The organism is Nostoc sp. DedSLP03 (assembly GCF_034530815.1).
In the GTDB taxonomy this organism is placed as follows: Bacteria; Cyanobacteriota; Cyanobacteriia; order Cyanobacteriales; family Nostocaceae; genus Nostoc.
Map to the genome: position 1 here is coordinate 15256 of NZ_JAVRCK010000059.1, position 16677 is coordinate 31932.

The 16677-nt window shown below is 41.8% G+C and carries 17 protein-coding genes; 3 read left to right on the top strand and 14 right to left on the bottom strand.

Annotation, left to right across the window (positions count from 1 at the left end):
* Positions 1-69 precede the first annotated feature (69 nt).
* The 3 genes from rpsB to RM368_RS24780 form a co-directional block, all read right to left on the bottom strand.
* Positions 70-864: a 30S ribosomal protein S2 gene (rpsB, locus tag RM368_RS24770; protein ID WP_322667495.1), complete on the bottom strand. Its 795-nt coding sequence runs from the start codon at positions 862-864 to the stop codon at positions 70-72.
* 218 nt (positions 865-1082) lie between these two features.
* Positions 1083-1247 (bottom strand): hypothetical protein, encoded by a 165-nt coding sequence (locus tag RM368_RS24775; protein WP_194042887.1) that lies wholly within the window; start codon positions 1245-1247, stop codon positions 1083-1085.
* 469 nt (positions 1248-1716) lie between these two features.
* Positions 1717-2631 (bottom strand): AraC family transcriptional regulator, encoded by a 915-nt coding sequence (locus RM368_RS24780; RefSeq protein WP_322696496.1) that lies wholly within the window; start codon positions 2629-2631, stop codon positions 1717-1719.
* Positions 2632-2895: 264 nt separating this feature from the next.
* Between RM368_RS24780 and RM368_RS24785 the strand changes: the two genes are divergently transcribed.
* Positions 2896-3393 (top strand): MAPEG family protein, encoded by a 498-nt coding sequence (locus tag RM368_RS24785; protein WP_322696497.1) that lies wholly within the window; start codon positions 2896-2898, stop codon positions 3391-3393.
* 165 nt (positions 3394-3558) lie between these two features.
* Here RM368_RS24785 and RM368_RS24790 read toward each other — a convergent pair whose 3' ends face one another.
* Positions 3559-4320: a Uma2 family endonuclease gene (locus tag RM368_RS24790; RefSeq protein WP_322696498.1), complete on the bottom strand. Its 762-nt coding sequence runs from the start codon at positions 4318-4320 to the stop codon at positions 3559-3561.
* 143 nt (positions 4321-4463) lie between these two features.
* A complete protein-coding gene (locus tag RM368_RS24795; RefSeq protein ID WP_322696499.1) occupies positions 4464-5261 on the bottom strand; it encodes an HAD family hydrolase in 798 nt (265 codons plus the stop codon).
* Positions 5262-5365: 104 nt separating this feature from the next.
* On the opposite strand from RM368_RS24795, the gene RM368_RS24800 reads away from it, so the two are divergent.
* Positions 5366-6190, top strand: a complete 825-nt coding sequence (locus tag RM368_RS24800; RefSeq protein ID WP_322696500.1) for a hypothetical protein — start codon at positions 5366-5368, stop codon at positions 6188-6190.
* 93 nt (positions 6191-6283) lie between these two features.
* On the opposite strand, the gene RM368_RS24805 is transcribed toward RM368_RS24800, so the two are convergent.
* From RM368_RS24805 to RM368_RS24820, 4 genes are all read right to left on the bottom strand, one after another.
* The gene (locus RM368_RS24805; protein ID WP_322696523.1) at positions 6284-6991 is read right to left on the bottom strand and encodes a DevA family ABC transporter ATP-binding protein; all 708 of its coding nucleotides are present in this window, start codon (positions 6989-6991) and stop codon (positions 6284-6286) included.
* Between the two features lie 127 nt (positions 6992-7118).
* Positions 7119-8273, bottom strand: coding sequence for an ABC transporter permease DevC (gene devC / locus RM368_RS24810; protein WP_322696501.1), 1155 nt, complete (start codon positions 8271-8273; stop codon positions 7119-7121).
* Positions 8274-8375: 102 nt separating this feature from the next.
* Positions 8376-9800 (bottom strand): HlyD family efflux transporter periplasmic adaptor subunit, encoded by a 1425-nt coding sequence (locus RM368_RS24815; RefSeq protein WP_322696524.1) that lies wholly within the window; start codon positions 9798-9800, stop codon positions 8376-8378.
* 815 nt (positions 9801-10615) lie between these two features.
* Positions 10616-11353 (bottom strand): phycocyanobilin:ferredoxin oxidoreductase, encoded by a 738-nt coding sequence (locus tag RM368_RS24820; RefSeq protein WP_104905050.1) that lies wholly within the window; start codon positions 11351-11353, stop codon positions 10616-10618.
* Between the two features lie 202 nt (positions 11354-11555).
* On the opposite strand from RM368_RS24820, the gene RM368_RS24825 reads away from it, so the two are divergent.
* Positions 11556-11786 carry a hypothetical protein gene (locus RM368_RS24825; protein ID WP_322696502.1) on the top strand — a complete coding sequence of 77 codons (231 nt, stop codon included), beginning with the start codon at positions 11556-11558 and terminating at the stop codon, positions 11784-11786.
* 63 nt (positions 11787-11849) lie between these two features.
* On the opposite strand, the gene RM368_RS24830 is transcribed toward RM368_RS24825, so the two are convergent.
* The 5 genes from RM368_RS24830 to RM368_RS24850 form a co-directional block, all read right to left on the bottom strand.
* A complete protein-coding gene (locus RM368_RS24830) occupies positions 11850-12446 on the bottom strand; it encodes a nucleoside triphosphate pyrophosphatase (RefSeq protein WP_322696503.1) in 597 nt (198 codons plus the stop codon).
* A gap of 138 nt (positions 12447-12584) precedes the next feature.
* Positions 12585-13130: a photosystem II reaction center PsbP gene (gene psbP / locus RM368_RS24835; RefSeq protein ID WP_322696504.1), complete on the bottom strand. Its 546-nt coding sequence runs from the start codon at positions 13128-13130 to the stop codon at positions 12585-12587.
* 398 nt (positions 13131-13528) lie between these two features.
* Complete coding sequence (locus RM368_RS24840) at positions 13529-13858, bottom strand: ribulose bisphosphate carboxylase small subunit (RefSeq protein ID WP_322696505.1); 330 nt, start codon at positions 13856-13858, stop codon at positions 13529-13531.
* A gap of 45 nt (positions 13859-13903) precedes the next feature.
* Positions 13904-14317 (bottom strand): RuBisCO chaperone RbcX, encoded by a 414-nt coding sequence (gene rcbX / locus RM368_RS24845; RefSeq protein ID WP_322696506.1) that lies wholly within the window; start codon positions 14315-14317, stop codon positions 13904-13906.
* Positions 14318-14449: 132 nt separating this feature from the next.
* The gene (locus RM368_RS24850) at positions 14450-15880 is read right to left on the bottom strand and encodes a form I ribulose bisphosphate carboxylase large subunit (RefSeq protein WP_322673515.1); all 1431 of its coding nucleotides are present in this window, start codon (positions 15878-15880) and stop codon (positions 14450-14452) included.
* Positions 15881-16677 lie beyond the last annotated feature (797 nt).

The window sequence follows — 16677 nt, forward strand, 5'->3', positions numbered from 1 at the left end:
AGACTCAGCACTATTCAATTTGCTGAGTCTTTCTATCTTACTCAGGACTTAGCACTCTTCTACTCAGCACTATTCTTCTGTTTCCTCGTCGGGAAGTACGGCATCAGTATATTCGCTTTCTTCGTAGTCATCGTCATACTCACTACCGTCGTAATCTTCGTAATCATCTTCAACATCCAGCTGACCATGACGACCTTCATAAATGGCATCTGCCAATTTTCCGACTATCAGTTTAATTGACCTAATAGCATCGTCGTTTGCTGGGATGGGGATATCTACTACATCGGGGTCACAGTTTGTATCCAACATGGACACAATGGGAATATTCAGCTTTTGGCATTCTTGAACTGCGTTATATTCCCGGCGTTGGTCTACGATTACCACGATATCGGGCACTTTCCGCATTGTTTTAATGCCGCCCAAGTATTTCTGAAGCTTCGTCATTTCCCGACGTAGCATAGATGCTTCTTTTTTCGGCAATAAATCTAGTGCGCCGGTTTCTTCACGGCGTTCTAAATCTTTTAGACGGTCAACCCGTGTTTTGATGGTTGCCCAGTTGGTTAACATTCCGCCCAACCAGCGTTGGTTAATGTAGTGGGAACCACAACGGCTAGCTTCTTGGGCAATAATTCCAGCTGCTTGACGCTTAGTACCGACAAAAAGAAATTTCTTCCCTTGTTCTGCGTGCGATCGCATGTAGTTGTAAGCATTATCCATCAACTGGGCAGTTTGCACCAAGTCGATAATATGCACGCCATTGCGGGAAGTATAAATGTAAGGAGACATTTTTGGGTTCCAACGCCGGGTCTGATGCCCAAAGTGAACCCCTGACTCCATCATTTGAGCCAATGAAACTACTGGCATATAATTTTCAACTCCGATTCGGGTTAAACCTCCATCCAAGTGTATTTCCCAATCGGGAAACACCCGAATTCTTAGATGTGCGAGATTAGTTAACCATACTAGGTTAACATATTCTGAAGAGTTGCAGTTGCTTGACCGAGCGAGGTCAAGAAAATAGCGCTGCCTACTCAACAATTGGGCAGCACTATTAATGAAAATCTTGCTGTTTTAAAGGTCTACTAGCGGTCTTCTCGATCTTCGGGTTTAGGTTTTTGTCGCCGTTGCTCGATCTGATCGTCGATGGTTTCTCTCATTTTGCGATCGGCAGCGTCCATCGCAGAATACTTAAAGCGGTTGATTATGCCACTGAACAAGTTGCCAAAAAATCTTTCAATTTCTTGCATAATTTTATACCTCACTATTTAAAGGTAAATTCTTATCGATCTTGGACTTTCTAGTGGAAGTAGGAAATAAAACGCTAACCTGTGCTTGAAGTATCTGTTAATCTCTTAGCGTCTCTGGGTGCTTAAAGGGCTGGCGGTTTATTTATCCTTTTATTCAGTTTTACTTGGAAATGACTGTATAAAACAGTCTTCTCAATAAAATCAGTATTGTTGAGACTTACTAGATTGAAACGCGCTAGAGATTCATCTATTGTATTCTGTCTCAGGTAATAAATGTGGCAAACACACAGGTAACAAATTGTCTACTTAACATTTAGCCAATATATAACCAAAAATCTGGAAAATGATCTTAAAAGGCTTGATTTTCTATTGTAAATGATGGCTGAAAAACTCAGATGTAGCAAATTGTAAACCCAGACAGGATAAAGTTTTTTAAACCGTCTTGCAGAAAACTACACATATATCGGTTTTATACATGGTCTAAAATATTACTTGTTTCTTGCTGATAACGCTTGGGAGTTATGTGTAGCATTCGTTGAAATACAGATGTCATGTGACTTTGGTTAGCAAATCCTGCTTCTACGGCTACCTGTACCAGCGATCGCTTTTGGCTTTGTAACAGTTGTTGGGCAAGTTCCAGCCGACACCGGAGAATATATTGATAAGGTGACAGTCCAGTTGTTACCTTAAATGCTCGTGCGAAATGGTAGGGACTGAATCCTACTGCAGCAGCAATTTGTTTGAGGTTAAGTTCCTGGGATAAATGCGCTCTGATGTATTCCAAGGCAGACTTTAACAAATTTGGGTCTAAAAACTCTGGTGGACGTTTGAGCCGTCCAGATAGGTTTGAACGTCGGTAAATGATTTGTGCCAACACCGCTGTTGCAACTGATTCTAAGTAAAATGCACCACCAGTTTGTCCATTATAAAAAAACTCTTGCATAGCGATCGCAGCACTCAAACCCCAATGAGTCTTAGGAATTTGCCCTGGCTGTAATTCAATTGTCTGTCCCTCTGCTTCCACTTTGACTATGCGTTCTAGAAAAGATTGGGAATATCCAAACACCACAAAACAAGAAGCATCTTCCACTGAAGTATAAGTACTGCCTTGAGGCACAATATCAAAACCTCCTGGTAGCGCTTGATAAGGTTGCAGGCGATCGGCATTGAAGGCCGCAATCCCACGAGTTTGCCCAAAACTTGTTACCACAAGGTTAAGTGGTGAGCGAATATTGACTTCTAAATGTCCTGGCGGAATGATTGCTACCATCAACTCTGGTGTTTCTAACCAGTGTCCCCACTGGGGTAGAGCTTCTAGTGGGGACTGATCGAGGGGAATTTTCCGTTCTGGGGGATTGAACAAAAACTCTTTTAGCAGATTCATGAGCAGAGGCAATCAAGTATTAACAGCAATTTAAATGCTTCAACTCTATTGTCTCAAAAAGCAGATTTGGATATTTCGCAAGAATTGAAAAGACAGTAACAATTGCAGCCAAGTATTTTCAAAGTTATACCAATTTGAAAAAAGAATGCGACAAATAGACCATTTGTAGAGACGCGATTCATCGCGTCTTCACCCAAGGATGTGTTGCAATCATTAATTGAATTGGTATTAGGATTTTGATTTGAGTGATTGTCAATGCCTGTTATGATTCCTATTTCAACCTTCTTTATCGGCTGTCATGGGCTACTTGCTTTGGGTTTATCTTATCGAGTAGCAATGGAACGCACCCGTACTCGGATTTGGCATGGTGCATCTTCATCTGAGGTTGCCTCACAGCCCAATTACTTAGATCATCCGAATGCTTGGGCAGAGTTTGTGGAAAAAATAACCCAACAGTCTAATATCACAAAAAACATCGAAGATGGGGTGTTGCAGCGTACTATCCGAGCACATGGTAACTTTACAGAATACGTACCCCTTAGCCTCATGTTCCTAATTGCCTTAGAGTGGATGCAGGCAGGGAATGAACTATTGTGGATGCTAGGTACTCTATTGACACTAGCTCGGATTGCCCATGCCTGGGGATTAATACAGACTTATGGTCCATCACTAGGCAGGGCGATCGGTTTTTTCGGAACTTGGCTAGTTTATATCGTTGGCAGTCTAGCTTGTCTTTACTACAGCGTGCAGCAATTTTTATAGTCCAGCAACGACCCCAATTCAAAAATTATAATGCTTAAAGCAATTGATACTGATCTTTGGGTTGCTGAACAAACCCTAAAATATTTTGGCTTGGAAGTAGGGACGAGGAAGGCAATGTTTCGCACGGGCGTAGCTATAATAACTTCTGGAATTACACCTTGCGGGTTACTCAATAGTATCGGGGTCTAAATTGAGCGATCGCAACCTTGCCTTTAACTGTTCTATCTGCAATTCTGCCTGTTCAGCTCGTTGGCGTTCCTGTTCAGCTCGTTGGCGTTCTTGTTCAGCTCGTTGGCGTTCTTGTTCTACTAGTTCTTCTGCTTGCTGTCTTGCTAAAACTTCCTGCCTTAAAGCTTCTACCAGTTCATCAGGTATCAGTAATTTTTCCCCTGTATCCTCTCGGTAAAACCCAATTAGCCTTCCCTCAACCACCAAACGCAGTTGTAAGGGTTCACTGCGTCCATCTTGTATAGGTTCGTAGATTTCTCCCCGCAGGCGATAGCCACGTAACTGTTGTTCTACCCACTCGCCTTTCGGGTCAAATAGCCAGTATTCCTTGACGCCTAGCTGCTCATAAAGGGTCTTTTTGAAGATTTCGTCTTGTCCTTTAGTACCAAAGGATGTCATTTCAAAAATAACTGTCGGTACTTGACCCTCTTCCCAAACTTTATAATTATCTCGACCGCCAGGTGCAACATCAAAAATCACCATCACATCTGGGGCTACCCGCAACTTGGGAAAGCCTTGTGCATAGTAAAGAAATTGATTTCCCAACACTGTTGCCTGACGATTTGCCAGATACTGTTTCAGGACTTCTAAGGTAGTTAGTAAAGCATAAAGGTGGTCGTAGGTTTCTGCCACTGGTTGACCATCAGCACTAGGGTAGAAGATTTCTGATTCGACACTAACAGGTAAAGTAGCCGTCACGTCGCTTTGCTCCGAATTCAAAATTCAAAATTCAAAATTAAGAATTTCCATAAATAAATTAACTTACTTTGTATCCTTTTATGTTTTGATCGTGGTTGTAAAATCAGTGCTACAAGATTATTTTAGAGCAAATTCTAATTCCCCTAATTTGGGATTTGGAAGCTTTGCAAAATGTAACTGGATAACTCACAAAATCCATCGCCTTCGGCAGCTGCGGTCATATAAGCAGGCTGATATTGCAATTTATCCGCATATTCCAGCACGTTAGCCACGCCTACAGAAACAGGAAAATAACGGCGATCGAATAAACTTTCATCATTGGGACTATCGCCAACAGTGACAATTTGTTCTGGTGAATACGGGGGTAAATATTCGCGCAATACTTGCAACAATCCCACAGCTTTGTCTTGCTCTTGGGGTTTAATGTGACACTGCACGTTGCTATAGGTAAATCCCCAACCCATTTGTTGGCAAAGATGATCTAAGGTTTGTAGTTCGTTTTCACGCAAACCAGCTACATCAAAAGTCCAGTCGGTGATGCGAAAGCGATTATCAGTAGATTCTTGGATTTGGGGAAATTTAGTTTGTAAATTCTCAAAAGTCATAGCTAAGTGCTGGCGATGTTGAACTAAATCGGGAATAGGTGTTAAAACTATTGGTTTCTGATTTCCAGGTGGAAAGTACAAACCGCCATTTTCTGCCATTGCACCTGCGACTGGCATCAAACTACTCAATCCACTTACCCACCCAGCCGAACGTCCGGTGACAATTAGCACTTTAATGTCAGCTGCGGCTAAGTCCTCTAAAGCTTGTAACAGTGTGGGAGTAAATTTTCCTCGTTTAGTCAAGGTGCCATCCATATCTGTGGCTATCAGACGAATATTGCTAAAGCTTGTAAATGAAACCTCAGATAGGGGAGAGAGGCTCAAATGTCTGGACATATAAGGTTTGTAACAGGCTGTAAAAAATATTAATCATACAGCAAGATGACCTTGAAGATTTGGGCATCCTAAACATCAGGAGTCAAGTTTTTCAGTTTCCCACCATGTCCACTTCAATGTTTCTTGCCCAATCCTCTGGGAAAAAGGCTACTAAAAAGGCATCCCAGGAAGTGCCAGCAAGTAATCCTCAAATACCACCATTATTGTTGGTAACTTCTGGAGGACTGGCTTTAGTGGTGATTGCTTTGATTGTGTATATTAAACTCCAGAAGGATAAGCTGGAGAAAAAACTTAAGTTTGAGCAATTCCGCGCGCGAGAATTAGAGAAAAAGTTTAAGCTGGCGCTGGAAACAATTCGCAAAATGGAAACTAATCCCGATTTGGTGAACTCACGGGACTTTAACCTCGATTATCTGCGGATGCGGATGTCAGAGGAGGTGTTTCACTTTGCAATTCTTAATCAAATAAAGATTCAAATCAAAGAAAAAATTTCTCAAGCCCTGCGTCCAAGTCAAGCCCAACAAGGATCGGTTGGAATTGCTAATAGTGCTGGACGGCAAGTAGATGAAATTTTTGATGTCGAGTATGAAACTGGTAGTCCAGGGAATTCTGCCAAACGAGTGCTGTTTCGGATTCAAATCAAGTTAATGAAGTTACCGACGCAAGCAACTTCTGCGACTATTAGTCAAATTATTGATTGTATAGAAACTTACCTTAGCCCGATAGAAGACGAAGATAGTTGGCAACCAATAATTCAAGGTCGGATTGCTACTATGCATTGGGATCAAAAGGCTAAACCTACGCCTTTACTAGTGCTAGAACAATCGAATGAAGGCGTGAATGTAACTTTTCGTACTAGTCGCCAACCAAATACTCCAACTCCACCAAAGTCACCTGGAGTTAAAAAATCAGGCTCGGCTAGACAATAAATTATGGTTGTCATTGGTCAATGACAAAGGACAAAGGACAAAGGACAAAGGACAAATGACAAAGGACAAATGACAAAGGACAAATGACTAAAATCATGACTGAATAACTGTATTGGGGGAATTACGGGTTAAAAGACCATCTTCCATTTCGACGATGCGATCGGCTATGTCTAAAATACGGTTGTCGTGTGTCACTAATAAGATAGTAGTTCCTTGATTTTTGGCTAGACTCTGCATTATTTCCACGACATCGCGTCCTGATTGTTTATCTAATGCTGCTGTTGGTTCGTCTGCTAGTACCAAGGGGGGACGATTCACCAAGGCGCGGGCGATCGCAATTCTTTGTTTTTGTCCACCAGAAAGATTATCTGGGTAGTAATCAACTCGTTCTTCTAGACCTACAGACCCCAGCATAGCTTTTGATTTAGCCATTGCTTCTGCTTGAGAAATATTATCGTTCAATTCTACCGCCATTTGCACATTTTGCTTGGCTGTCAAGAACCCTAGCAAATTGTGAGCTTGGAAAATATAACCAATGTTGCGTCGCATCTGCACTAATTTGTTTTGACTGACGCCAATAAGTTCTTCACCTAAAAATTTTAAACTTCCCTCTTGTACAGACCGTAAACCACCAATTAAGCTCAGTAATGTTGTTTTCCCTGAACCTGATGGCCCCGTCATAATCACAATCTCACCTGGATAAATGTCTAGGTTGATATTAAATAATATCTGTTTCCTCAGTGCGCCTTTGCCATAGAAGTGATTAAGATTTTTAATGGCGATTACAGGTTCTTTTTCCATCATGCTTTTGTTAGTTACAAATTATTATTTCCAAATTTTAACTGTAGTGACTGTTAAAAATTAAATTTGCTAGTTATGAGCATAAGTCAAATTTATTATTAATATCTTTTAACTAATATGATATTAATTAAAAGATATCTGCTGGATCGGCAGAGCGCAATTTTCTAACTGCGATCGCACCAGAAATAATACACATTAGCATAGTCAAAATCAATACCATTACCGCTCGTTCAAAACTCATAAAAACTGGCAAAAGTGTTGCATTTCTGGCGCTGCTATACATAAATAAGGCAAAAACTATTCCAGGAAAATAGCCTAGAACTGCTAATAATAAAGCTTCTTGAAGAATTACTGTCAATAAATAGTTTTGTGTGTAACCTATCGCCTTGAGAGTAGCGTACTCGGCTAAGTGATCTGCAACTTCTGTGTAAAGAATTTGATAAACAATCACAGTACCCACAATGAAACCCATGACAGTCCCTAATGTGAAAATAAAGCCAATAGCTGTACTATTCGCCCAGTAACTCCGCTCAAAATCAATAAATTCTTGTTTAGTTAAAACATTCACTTCATTAGGTAAATACTTTCGCAATTCTTGGGCAACAACATTAGCGTCGGCTCCCGGTTTTAATCTAATTAACCCAATATCAATTAATCCTTTTTGGCGATTGCTGAATATTCGCAGAAAGTTGAGATCGCTTGTAATTAAATTACCATCTGCACCAAATGATGCACCTAACGTAAATAGTCCTTCTACTTTAACTCGCCGCCTTCGTACTTCTGCCGTTACAGGCTTTCCTTGGTCATAATTAGCAGCGATCGGCCCATACTCTACCCTAGAAGAACGGTCAAAGAGAACTACATCAGGTAGTTTAAGTTTATCTAAATTTTCCTGAACTCCAGGTAAATTAACTAAGTTAGTTTCTGGGTTCATTCCAAAAATTAGAATACTCCGAGGACGGCCTGTTACAGGATTTTTCCAAATTGTAAAGTCTAAATAGATCGGATGTACAGATTGAACTGCGGGTAATTCTAAGGCTTTATATAATCGTCGCTGAGAAAAGCTTCTCATCGCCAATATAGCGTTAGATTGACTATTAATTAAAACAATATCGCCTTGCAAACTGTTATGAAATCGAACGTTACTATAATACAGAGCATCTCGAAAGCCAAGCTGCATAAACATTAAAATATCGGCAAAAGCAATTCCTGCTAACGCCACAGCTAGACGAGTTTTTTCCCTTGTCAGTTGTAGCCATGACAGAGGTATTTTTTGATTCATTTTATAGGCATCCAAGCACAGTTAAGATAATTTGTAATTAAGAACATTTTCAATCCAAAATATCAAATTATAAATTGGTATTGCTGCTCATGTATAACTTAATTAGTTATTAATATCCACAAGAACTTTGGCGTAAGTTAAACCAGAAACTTTTTGGCTATCTTCTGGAGATAGAGCAATTTTCACTTCTACAACTCTGGCATCTACATCTGCGGCTGGATCTGTATTCAGCACATCTTTTTTACCAATTTTTCTGCCAATTTCAGTGACAGTTCCTTTTAATTCACCGTTAAATGCGCCGTTATCACTGGTGATAGTAGCATTTTGACCAAGACGCACTTTACCAATGCTGTCTTCGGCGACTTCAGCAATTACAAACATTTGATTGGTTTGGCCAATTTCAGCAATGCCATTTGCGCCGATCGCTTCACCCGATTTGGTATAAACTTTTAAAATCTCTCCAGCGATTGGTGCTTGAACGTAGCTCAATCTCAGTTCTGCTTCGGCTTTTCTGACATTTGCGATCGCATTACTAACTTGGGCTTGCGCTACTTGCACATCGGTAGGACTAACATCTAAAATTCTGCTTAGTTTGGCCTTTTCTTCATCGATTTGTCTTTGCAAAGTTGCGACAGTTTTATCGCGGTTAACTTTGGCTTCGATTAACTGCTGTTGCAAAGTTGCTAAATTTTGTATTTGGGTAGCTCTAGCCTCAGCAAGTTGCTGTCGTAGAGTTGCCAATGTCTGTCTTAGGGTAGCTTGGCTTTCAGCTACCTGCTGATTAGCAGTTATTGCACTCAAGCGTCTTCTGTCTCGTTCTTGCTGAGAAATAGCACCTTCTTTGTATAAATAATCATAGCGTCCGGCATCGACTTGAGCATTGCGCTGTTCGGCTTGAATACGTGCAACCGTTGCTCTAAGAGCATCTCTTTGCCCACTAAGTTCAGCTTCTAGGCGATTCACGGTTGCTTGTTGGACAAGTTTATCACCGCTTAACTGAGCTGCAACCCTTGCGATCGTTGCTTGCGCTGCATTCCTTTCGCCAATTAACTGCGCTTGTAGGCGAGCAATAACTGCTCTTTGAGCTTGAATATCCCTTGGAGAACCAGCCTTGACTTGCGCTAAATTCGCACGCGCTTCTTGGACTTTCGCTTTTGCCTCTTGTAGTCCGGCTATTTGGGTATCGCGGTTGTCCAAAATTGCCACAATTTGACCTTGCCTTACCCGTTCACCCTCTCTCACCAGAAGTTGCTGAATTCGTGATGATGGTGCTAATCCTGATGATGGGGCGGATAATTTAACAACTTCGCCTCGCGGTTCCAAACGCCCTACAGCACTAATGCTATTGGTAGATGGCATTACGGGTGCGGATGTAGTTAGTTTTCTTAACTGCTCGATTTTAGCCGTACCTAGTATGCCAGCGGCGATTACTACTGGCACGGCTACAGCGATACCCCACCAAATCTTAGGTTGTTCATGATTTAGTGTCTGTTCACTTGGTTTCGGCTTTTCAGTCACCCTTGACATAGTATGTTGCCCATTTACCTGAATTGTGCTGATGGAAGTAAAAATAAAAGGGTTTTTAATCAACAGCCAGCTGTTAGGACAAACAACAGTGGTTTCAAGCTGGGTATGGCTTAAAAATCCATTGTGTGATGAACGTTCAACACTATGGCTTAACAAAATGGTGTTTTCTATAGCCGCTCATTATGTATGCAATACACTTTGACCTTTCTCCAAACGGCTTTGAGGCTTACTAAGGGGCGGGGTTAGGTCTGTATTGAAACTGAGAAACGCTATAGTAGCTGGCTATTCAATAACTCTGAGTATTATTGAGACATGAGTGCAATCGGAGTTAGCAGAATTCACAAGCAGTATGAATCTAGATATAAAGACGCGATATATCACGTCTCTACACAAAATCCTAAATTGGTATGATGCGGTACTTTACTGCTACATTCACTACAGCTATAGTTAGTCACAAAATTGAAAAGAAACATCAAAAATAGACTGTTGCCTTTGTTAGACACAATCTTGCTACAAAAGTTAGTCTTCCTTAAATGAATCAACGATTAACTAACTAAAAAATGTCTGTCAACTTGAACATTCCTAACATCAGAGTTTCCTTAACTTTCTGGTCAATGAGTTAGCTGTCTCTAGTTGTTTGCACCTACCAAGACAACAAACCATTTTGTGATATTCGCTTCAAAGACCTTGCTATTCTCCCTGTTGCTGTTTTGGAACTCCATAAAACTCTCGTTGAATGAATTCTACATTTATCCGTTAGCTGAAAACGTAACAGAACCTACAGATGGGGGAGATGAGGGTGATGGAGAAGATGATTAAGTTGGCAGGTCGAATAAAACTGTGGTCATATAATTTTCTGCCCAAGCTGGACCAAAGGCTTTTTCTAGTACGCGGCGGGTTTTATCGTTTTGCTGCTGTTTGGTGCAGTAGTTGTGTTGTCCGGCGAGATTTTGGGTGACTTGTTCAACTGAAACAGGATGTGAGGCGATCGCTTGGATGCAATGAATGTCTAAAAATTCTCGCACCCGCGAGAGAAACATTGTTTCTTCTTCAGGGGAACTGGGGCGGACAAAGATGCAGAAATCCGAAAAAATATTTCCCCATTCTGGTAATTCGCGGGGTTGGGAAAAGTTAAGCACTGTTAGCTGTGTCAGTGCCGAAGTATAAGATTCTGGTAAGGTGCGTTCTACTTGGATAGGAGAAAGGTCTGCGATCGCTGCACTAATTTGACCTCTACCCCCAACTAAATCACAACCAAACATCGGCAGGTTGTATTCTGGACGGGGAAACATGACGCAGTGCAAAATATCCAGCATATTGCCGATTTTTGCCAGTTCCAAGTGCATTTTCCGAAACTGGGGCGTTTGATAGCAACGGTTTTCAATCGTCAGTTTTTCGCCTTCTAATCTACCTTCCACATACCCCAACTCATTAGGCAAATGGTAAGGGGATAAATCTAGGTGCTGATGCCAAGCTGCCTCAATACAATCAGCTAGCTGACGAATTAGGGGATGTTGTTGCTCGCGCAGCGAGGGCATAGAAGTAAATGACATATTCTAGTTTGGGAATGCGATCTAGTGGCCAGTCTACAACCTGTCGTGCCATACCTGTTGTGGTCTGCAATATAAGCAAACACTTACACCCAGCCAACGTAAATTTATAAGACAGATACTTTTCACGAGGATTATTTATTTTGTAGTCTAGGTTACAGAAATAATTTGAGATTAGCCCATTTGTGAAGGCTAATAGAAAGCTATGAAACTAGATTCTTATAAACCGGATTTTGCTGTACATACAAGAAAGCACAATAATCTGGAAGGCTTACAGAGGTTCAAAGCTTCTACTTGGGTAAACCTTTTGCAACTTCCCAACCCTTTTAGTTTTGACGAAGCACTTTTATTGTGTCCGGTTTCAGCAGATGAGTGGTTAGCCTGGATTCCAGATCATGGAGAGGCAATACTCAATATCAGGCAATTTAGTTATTAGTCATTTGTCATTTGTCATTTGTCATTTGTCATTTGTCATTGGTTAATAACTTTAGACAAATGACTATTGTTGCCAGAAATCAGTGACATCATATCCCAATTCACTTAACATCTGCCGCAGCAGAGGTAAACTCAGTCCAATTACATTGCTGTGGCAGCCTTCAATTTTTTCTACAAAGAAACTACCAAAACCCTCAATGGCAAAAGCACCAGCACACTTGAGCGGTTCACCTGTGGCAACGTAAGCTTTAATTGCCTTCTCGCTCATTTGAGCAAAGTAAACTCTTGTAACTTGTGACTTGACTAAAGTACGGTTTTGCTGATGGTCAATTAAGGCGTGACCTGTGTACAAGTCGCCAAAGTTACCTTGCATTATCTGCCAACGAGCGATCGCTTCAGAGAAGTCTGCTGGTTTGCCGTAAATTTCACCATTGATGGACAAAACTGAATCACAACCTATAATCAAAGCTGATTGAAACTGTGGGGCTACAGTTTCCGCTTTATACTGAGCAAGAGTTTTGACCAATTCTGCTGGTTCACTTAGTTCAATTTGTGACTCATCAAAGTCACTAGGTTGAACTATTGGTTCAATACCAACAGTTTGCAGCAAGCGGCGTCGGGCTGGAGAAGCTGAAGCAAGTACAAAAGGTGGAATTTTCATGAGATTTTAGAAAAATTATTAATTGGGCATTGGGCATTGGGCATTGTAATTAAGTTTCTTTCTTATTCCCCATTCCCAATTCCCCATTGCCCCTAATCCCCAGAGGGGGCCCCGAGTTCCCCATTCCCTACTCCCTAATTAATAAACAGAAAAAGAATTAACAACCTCATCAATCATTCGTTTAACTTTTTGCCAGCGTTTTTCAGGAATTGAGGCGTTGAAGGTAAAAAGTTTACCACGGCTAACAGCAACGCTGGTGATGTTGTGTCGTTCCTGTTGATTGGGGAGTTTAACCTCATACTCTAAAAGGTAGTATGTTTTACCGTCTACTTCTCGCTGGGCGGCATTGACTAATTCAGCCGAACGACCAGAGTCAGGAGGTGCGAGAGCCGCTTTTCCTAATTTATATCCTACTTCTGTTGGGGTTCCCAATTCTGACAAAGTTTTGCCTTCAGGAACTGGGCTAATCACAACCGAAACATTTTCAGACACCTCAATCAAATCGTGGAAAACCACATCTGGTCCATCGGCAATTTTAACTGGCAGCCAGCCGTTAGGATATAAAAACTGATAGCCATCACCACTGTCTACAAAGCTTTTAAGTCCAGCCGCAGCCGCTACATCTGAATTACTCAGACTGAAGCTCAACACCAATAGCAAAATTAATACAATTCGTTTCCACATTTCTACAGATTCCTTTGGGCTGGAGATAACACAAGGCTTGCATCATTTCTCGTCTTTATTCTCCCACCAACCGGGACGCTTCGGATAATGTATTAGATGGTGAAGTATAAATGCTTATGTTCCCTAACGTCTAATTTTGAAGAAGAATTCAGTAGTCAGAATCAAGACGCTTCTCAACCAGAAGCGTCTCCAACAGGAGAAGGAGAAGGCTTTACGCTACGCTATTCGTCAGTGTAGAATTCCCAACTGAATCCTGGCTCACCTTAACTGCGCTTCGCGGATCGCCTGACTCCTGAATTCTGTTTGAAAAAAAAGGAGAGGCAGATAATTCTACCTCTCCTATACAGGGACAAACAAATGACTTGAACTATCCCATGATTAATTCCAACTAACTAGACTTAGTATCTGTTGGGTTTGTGAACAAGAAAGCTGAGAACTTGGCACTGTTTGATGTTATCAAAACCCACAACACGGATATAGCTGTTGTTAAATTGAGAACGGCATCCTTGAACTTCGCTCAATACTTCTTGAGTAGATTTAGCACCGAACAAAGGCAACTTCCACATTGTCCAATATAATTCTGTTGGCTCAGAAGTTTCGTTAAACTCGATCGCAGGAATGTAACCTTGATTCAAGATGTACTGGACTTGTTTAGAGATTTGAGCATCAGACAGAGGGGGAAGATAAGAAAGGGTTTCGTAACGACGCTCTTTTGGTAAAGTTTGCATAGCTTTTGATAATGGGTTGCGATTTTTACTAGTAGATTGACCGAACTAATTGGATAAGTTATCCAAATCCCGATCTGAAGGTGAAGGTGTTTGCTGTTCTGGTTGCAGACTGGGGTTAGATGTGTCTATTAGTGTGATGCGTTCTAAATGCTGGCGACGCTGCTCCATGTTGGCTTGCTGAATGCCAGTGCGAACCATTTCCGGTAAAAATTCTGCAATTTCTTCGGCGATGTGTTCTCTGACAGTCATGATTCGCAAAGCCAAATCTGGTTTTTCTCGCAACAGTTGCTCAATGAATGACTCACCATTTTGAATTTTGCCAGACGAAAAGTTATGCAACCAAAGTTCTAATGGCGGATTAGTTTCACCTAGCTGTGCCAATACTGTCCTTAGAGCCTGATAAGTCAGATAGCTTTGGAGAGTTTTGGCTGTGTCCTTCGCAATTTGCTTAAGATTCATGCTTGACCCCAGCCCTGAAGAGTTATGAGTTATGAGTTACGAGTTATGAATTAATGCAAATCCTAACTCTTGTACAGACGCGATGAATCGCGTCTCTACTTCTAACTCTTAACTCTTAACTGTTAACCTAGATCAGACGGTATCCATTGCTTCAAACTCGAACTTGATTTCTTTCCACAGTTCGCAAGCAGCAGCCAGTTCAGGAGACCACTTGGCAGCTTCACGGATGATATCGTTACCTTCACGAGCCAAGTTGCGGCCTTCGTTACGAGCTTGAACAACGGCTTCTAAGGCAACGCGGTTAGCAGTTGCACCAGGAGCGTTACCCCAAGGGTGTCCCAGAGTACCACCACCGAACTGTAGTACGGAGTCATCACCAAAAATTTCTACTAGCGCGGGCATGTGCCATACGTGGATACCACCAGAAGCAACTGCCATTACACCAGGTAGAGAAGCCCAGTCTTGGGTAAAGTAAATACCGCGAGACTTGTCTTGCTCAATGTAGTTTTCACGCAACAGGTCAACGAAGCCCATTGTGATGCCGCGCTCACCTTCCAATTTACCAACTACTGTACCAGTGTGGATGTGGTCGCCACCAGACAAACGTAGAGCTTTAGCTAATACACGGAAGTGAATACCGTGGTTCTTTTGACGGTCAATTACAGCGTGCATAGCACGGTGAATGTGCAGCAAGATACCGTTATCGCGGCACCAACGAGCCAATGTAGTGTTGGCGGTGAAACCTGCGGTGAGGTAGTCATGCATGATGATGGGCATTTTGAGTTCTTTAGCGTACTCAGCCCGCTTTAGCATTTCTTCACAGGTAGGAGCGGTGACGTTTAGGTAGTGACCTTTAATTTCACCGGTTTCTGCTTGAGATTTGTTGATAGCTTCAGCGACGAACAAGAAGCGATCGCGCCATCTTTGGAATGGTGCGGAGTTAATGTTTTCGTCGTCTTTGGTGAAGTCCAAACCACCGCGTAAGCACTCGTATACAGCGCGTCCGTAGTTCTTAGCGGAAAGACCCAATTTGGGCTTAATGGTACAACCCAACAAAGGACGACCGTATTTGTTTAACTTATCGCGCTCAACTTGGATACCGTGAGGAGGCCCTTGGAAGGTCTTGATGTAAGCTACTGGGAAACGGATGTCTTCTAGACGCAGTGCCCGTAGAGCTTTGAAACCAAATACGTTACCGACAATTGAGGTCAATACGTTGGTTACAGAGCCTTCTTCAAATAAGTCCAAAGGATAGGCAACGTAACAAATGTACTGGTTGTCTTCGCCCCGAACTGGTTCGATATCATAGCAACGACCTTTGTAGCGATCGAGGTCGGTGAGCAAATCTGTCCACACAGTTGTCCAAGTACCTGTGGAGGATTCAGCCGCAACAGCCGCACCTGCTTCTTCGGGAGGAACACCAGGCTGAGGTGTCATACGGAACGCAGCTAGAAGATCGGTATCTTTTGGTGTGTAATCCGGTGTGTAATAAGTTAGTCTGTAATCTTTAACCCCGGCTTGATACCCAGATTTGCTCTGAGTCTTCGTTTGAGCGTAAGACATAATTTTATCCTTCCCTGAAATCACTCTTTTTAATTATCAAATCACGTTTTGTGCAACTTCCCCTCACCCAGCTCTTGCCCCCCTTGAGCGAGGGGAAGATCGGAAAATTTTTTGTTAGGAGTTGCCTTTGGCAAAGGTTAGCAGTTTTTTTGCGGCGGACACTTTGGTAGCCGTGGTAGCCCTCCTCACCAGTGTTTTCCCCTTCTAGGGGTACACGACCTAGCGCTTCTACTATTCCCTCTTGCTAAAAATCAAAATTCTTTTTTACCTCTTCTTCGCACCCAACTAAACCTTCTCTTCTCAATTTCACCAAAACTTCCGCACTTTGCGGCTTGATTTAGATAATTCCCCCATAAATTTGGGTATTCAGGGGATTGGGCTAGCTGGCACACATTCCCGCCTTTACACTCCTTATATCTTTCCCTTTGATGGAAAAGACACCAGAAAAGAATTTACTTGACAGAGATTTAGCAGAGTGGTGAGCAAAAGATAAAAGAATTGCACACCACGTAATTTGTAACTTGTTTCACAATATATCAAGAATTCGATAAGTTATTCTTTGAAAGTTTTTAACTTATCTATTTAATTTTGTTATTACATAAAGATTTAAACTTTTTGTTACAAATACTTTACAAAATGTCATTAATGATATTTGGGGACTGGGTATTGGGTATTGGGTAATGAGAAAGTATTCCTAAATATTTATTTCCTAGTTCCCAGTCCCCAGTCCCCAGTCCCCAATCCCCAGTCCCCAATCCCCAGTCCCCAATCCCCAATGTTTAAAAAATCCCAGCAAG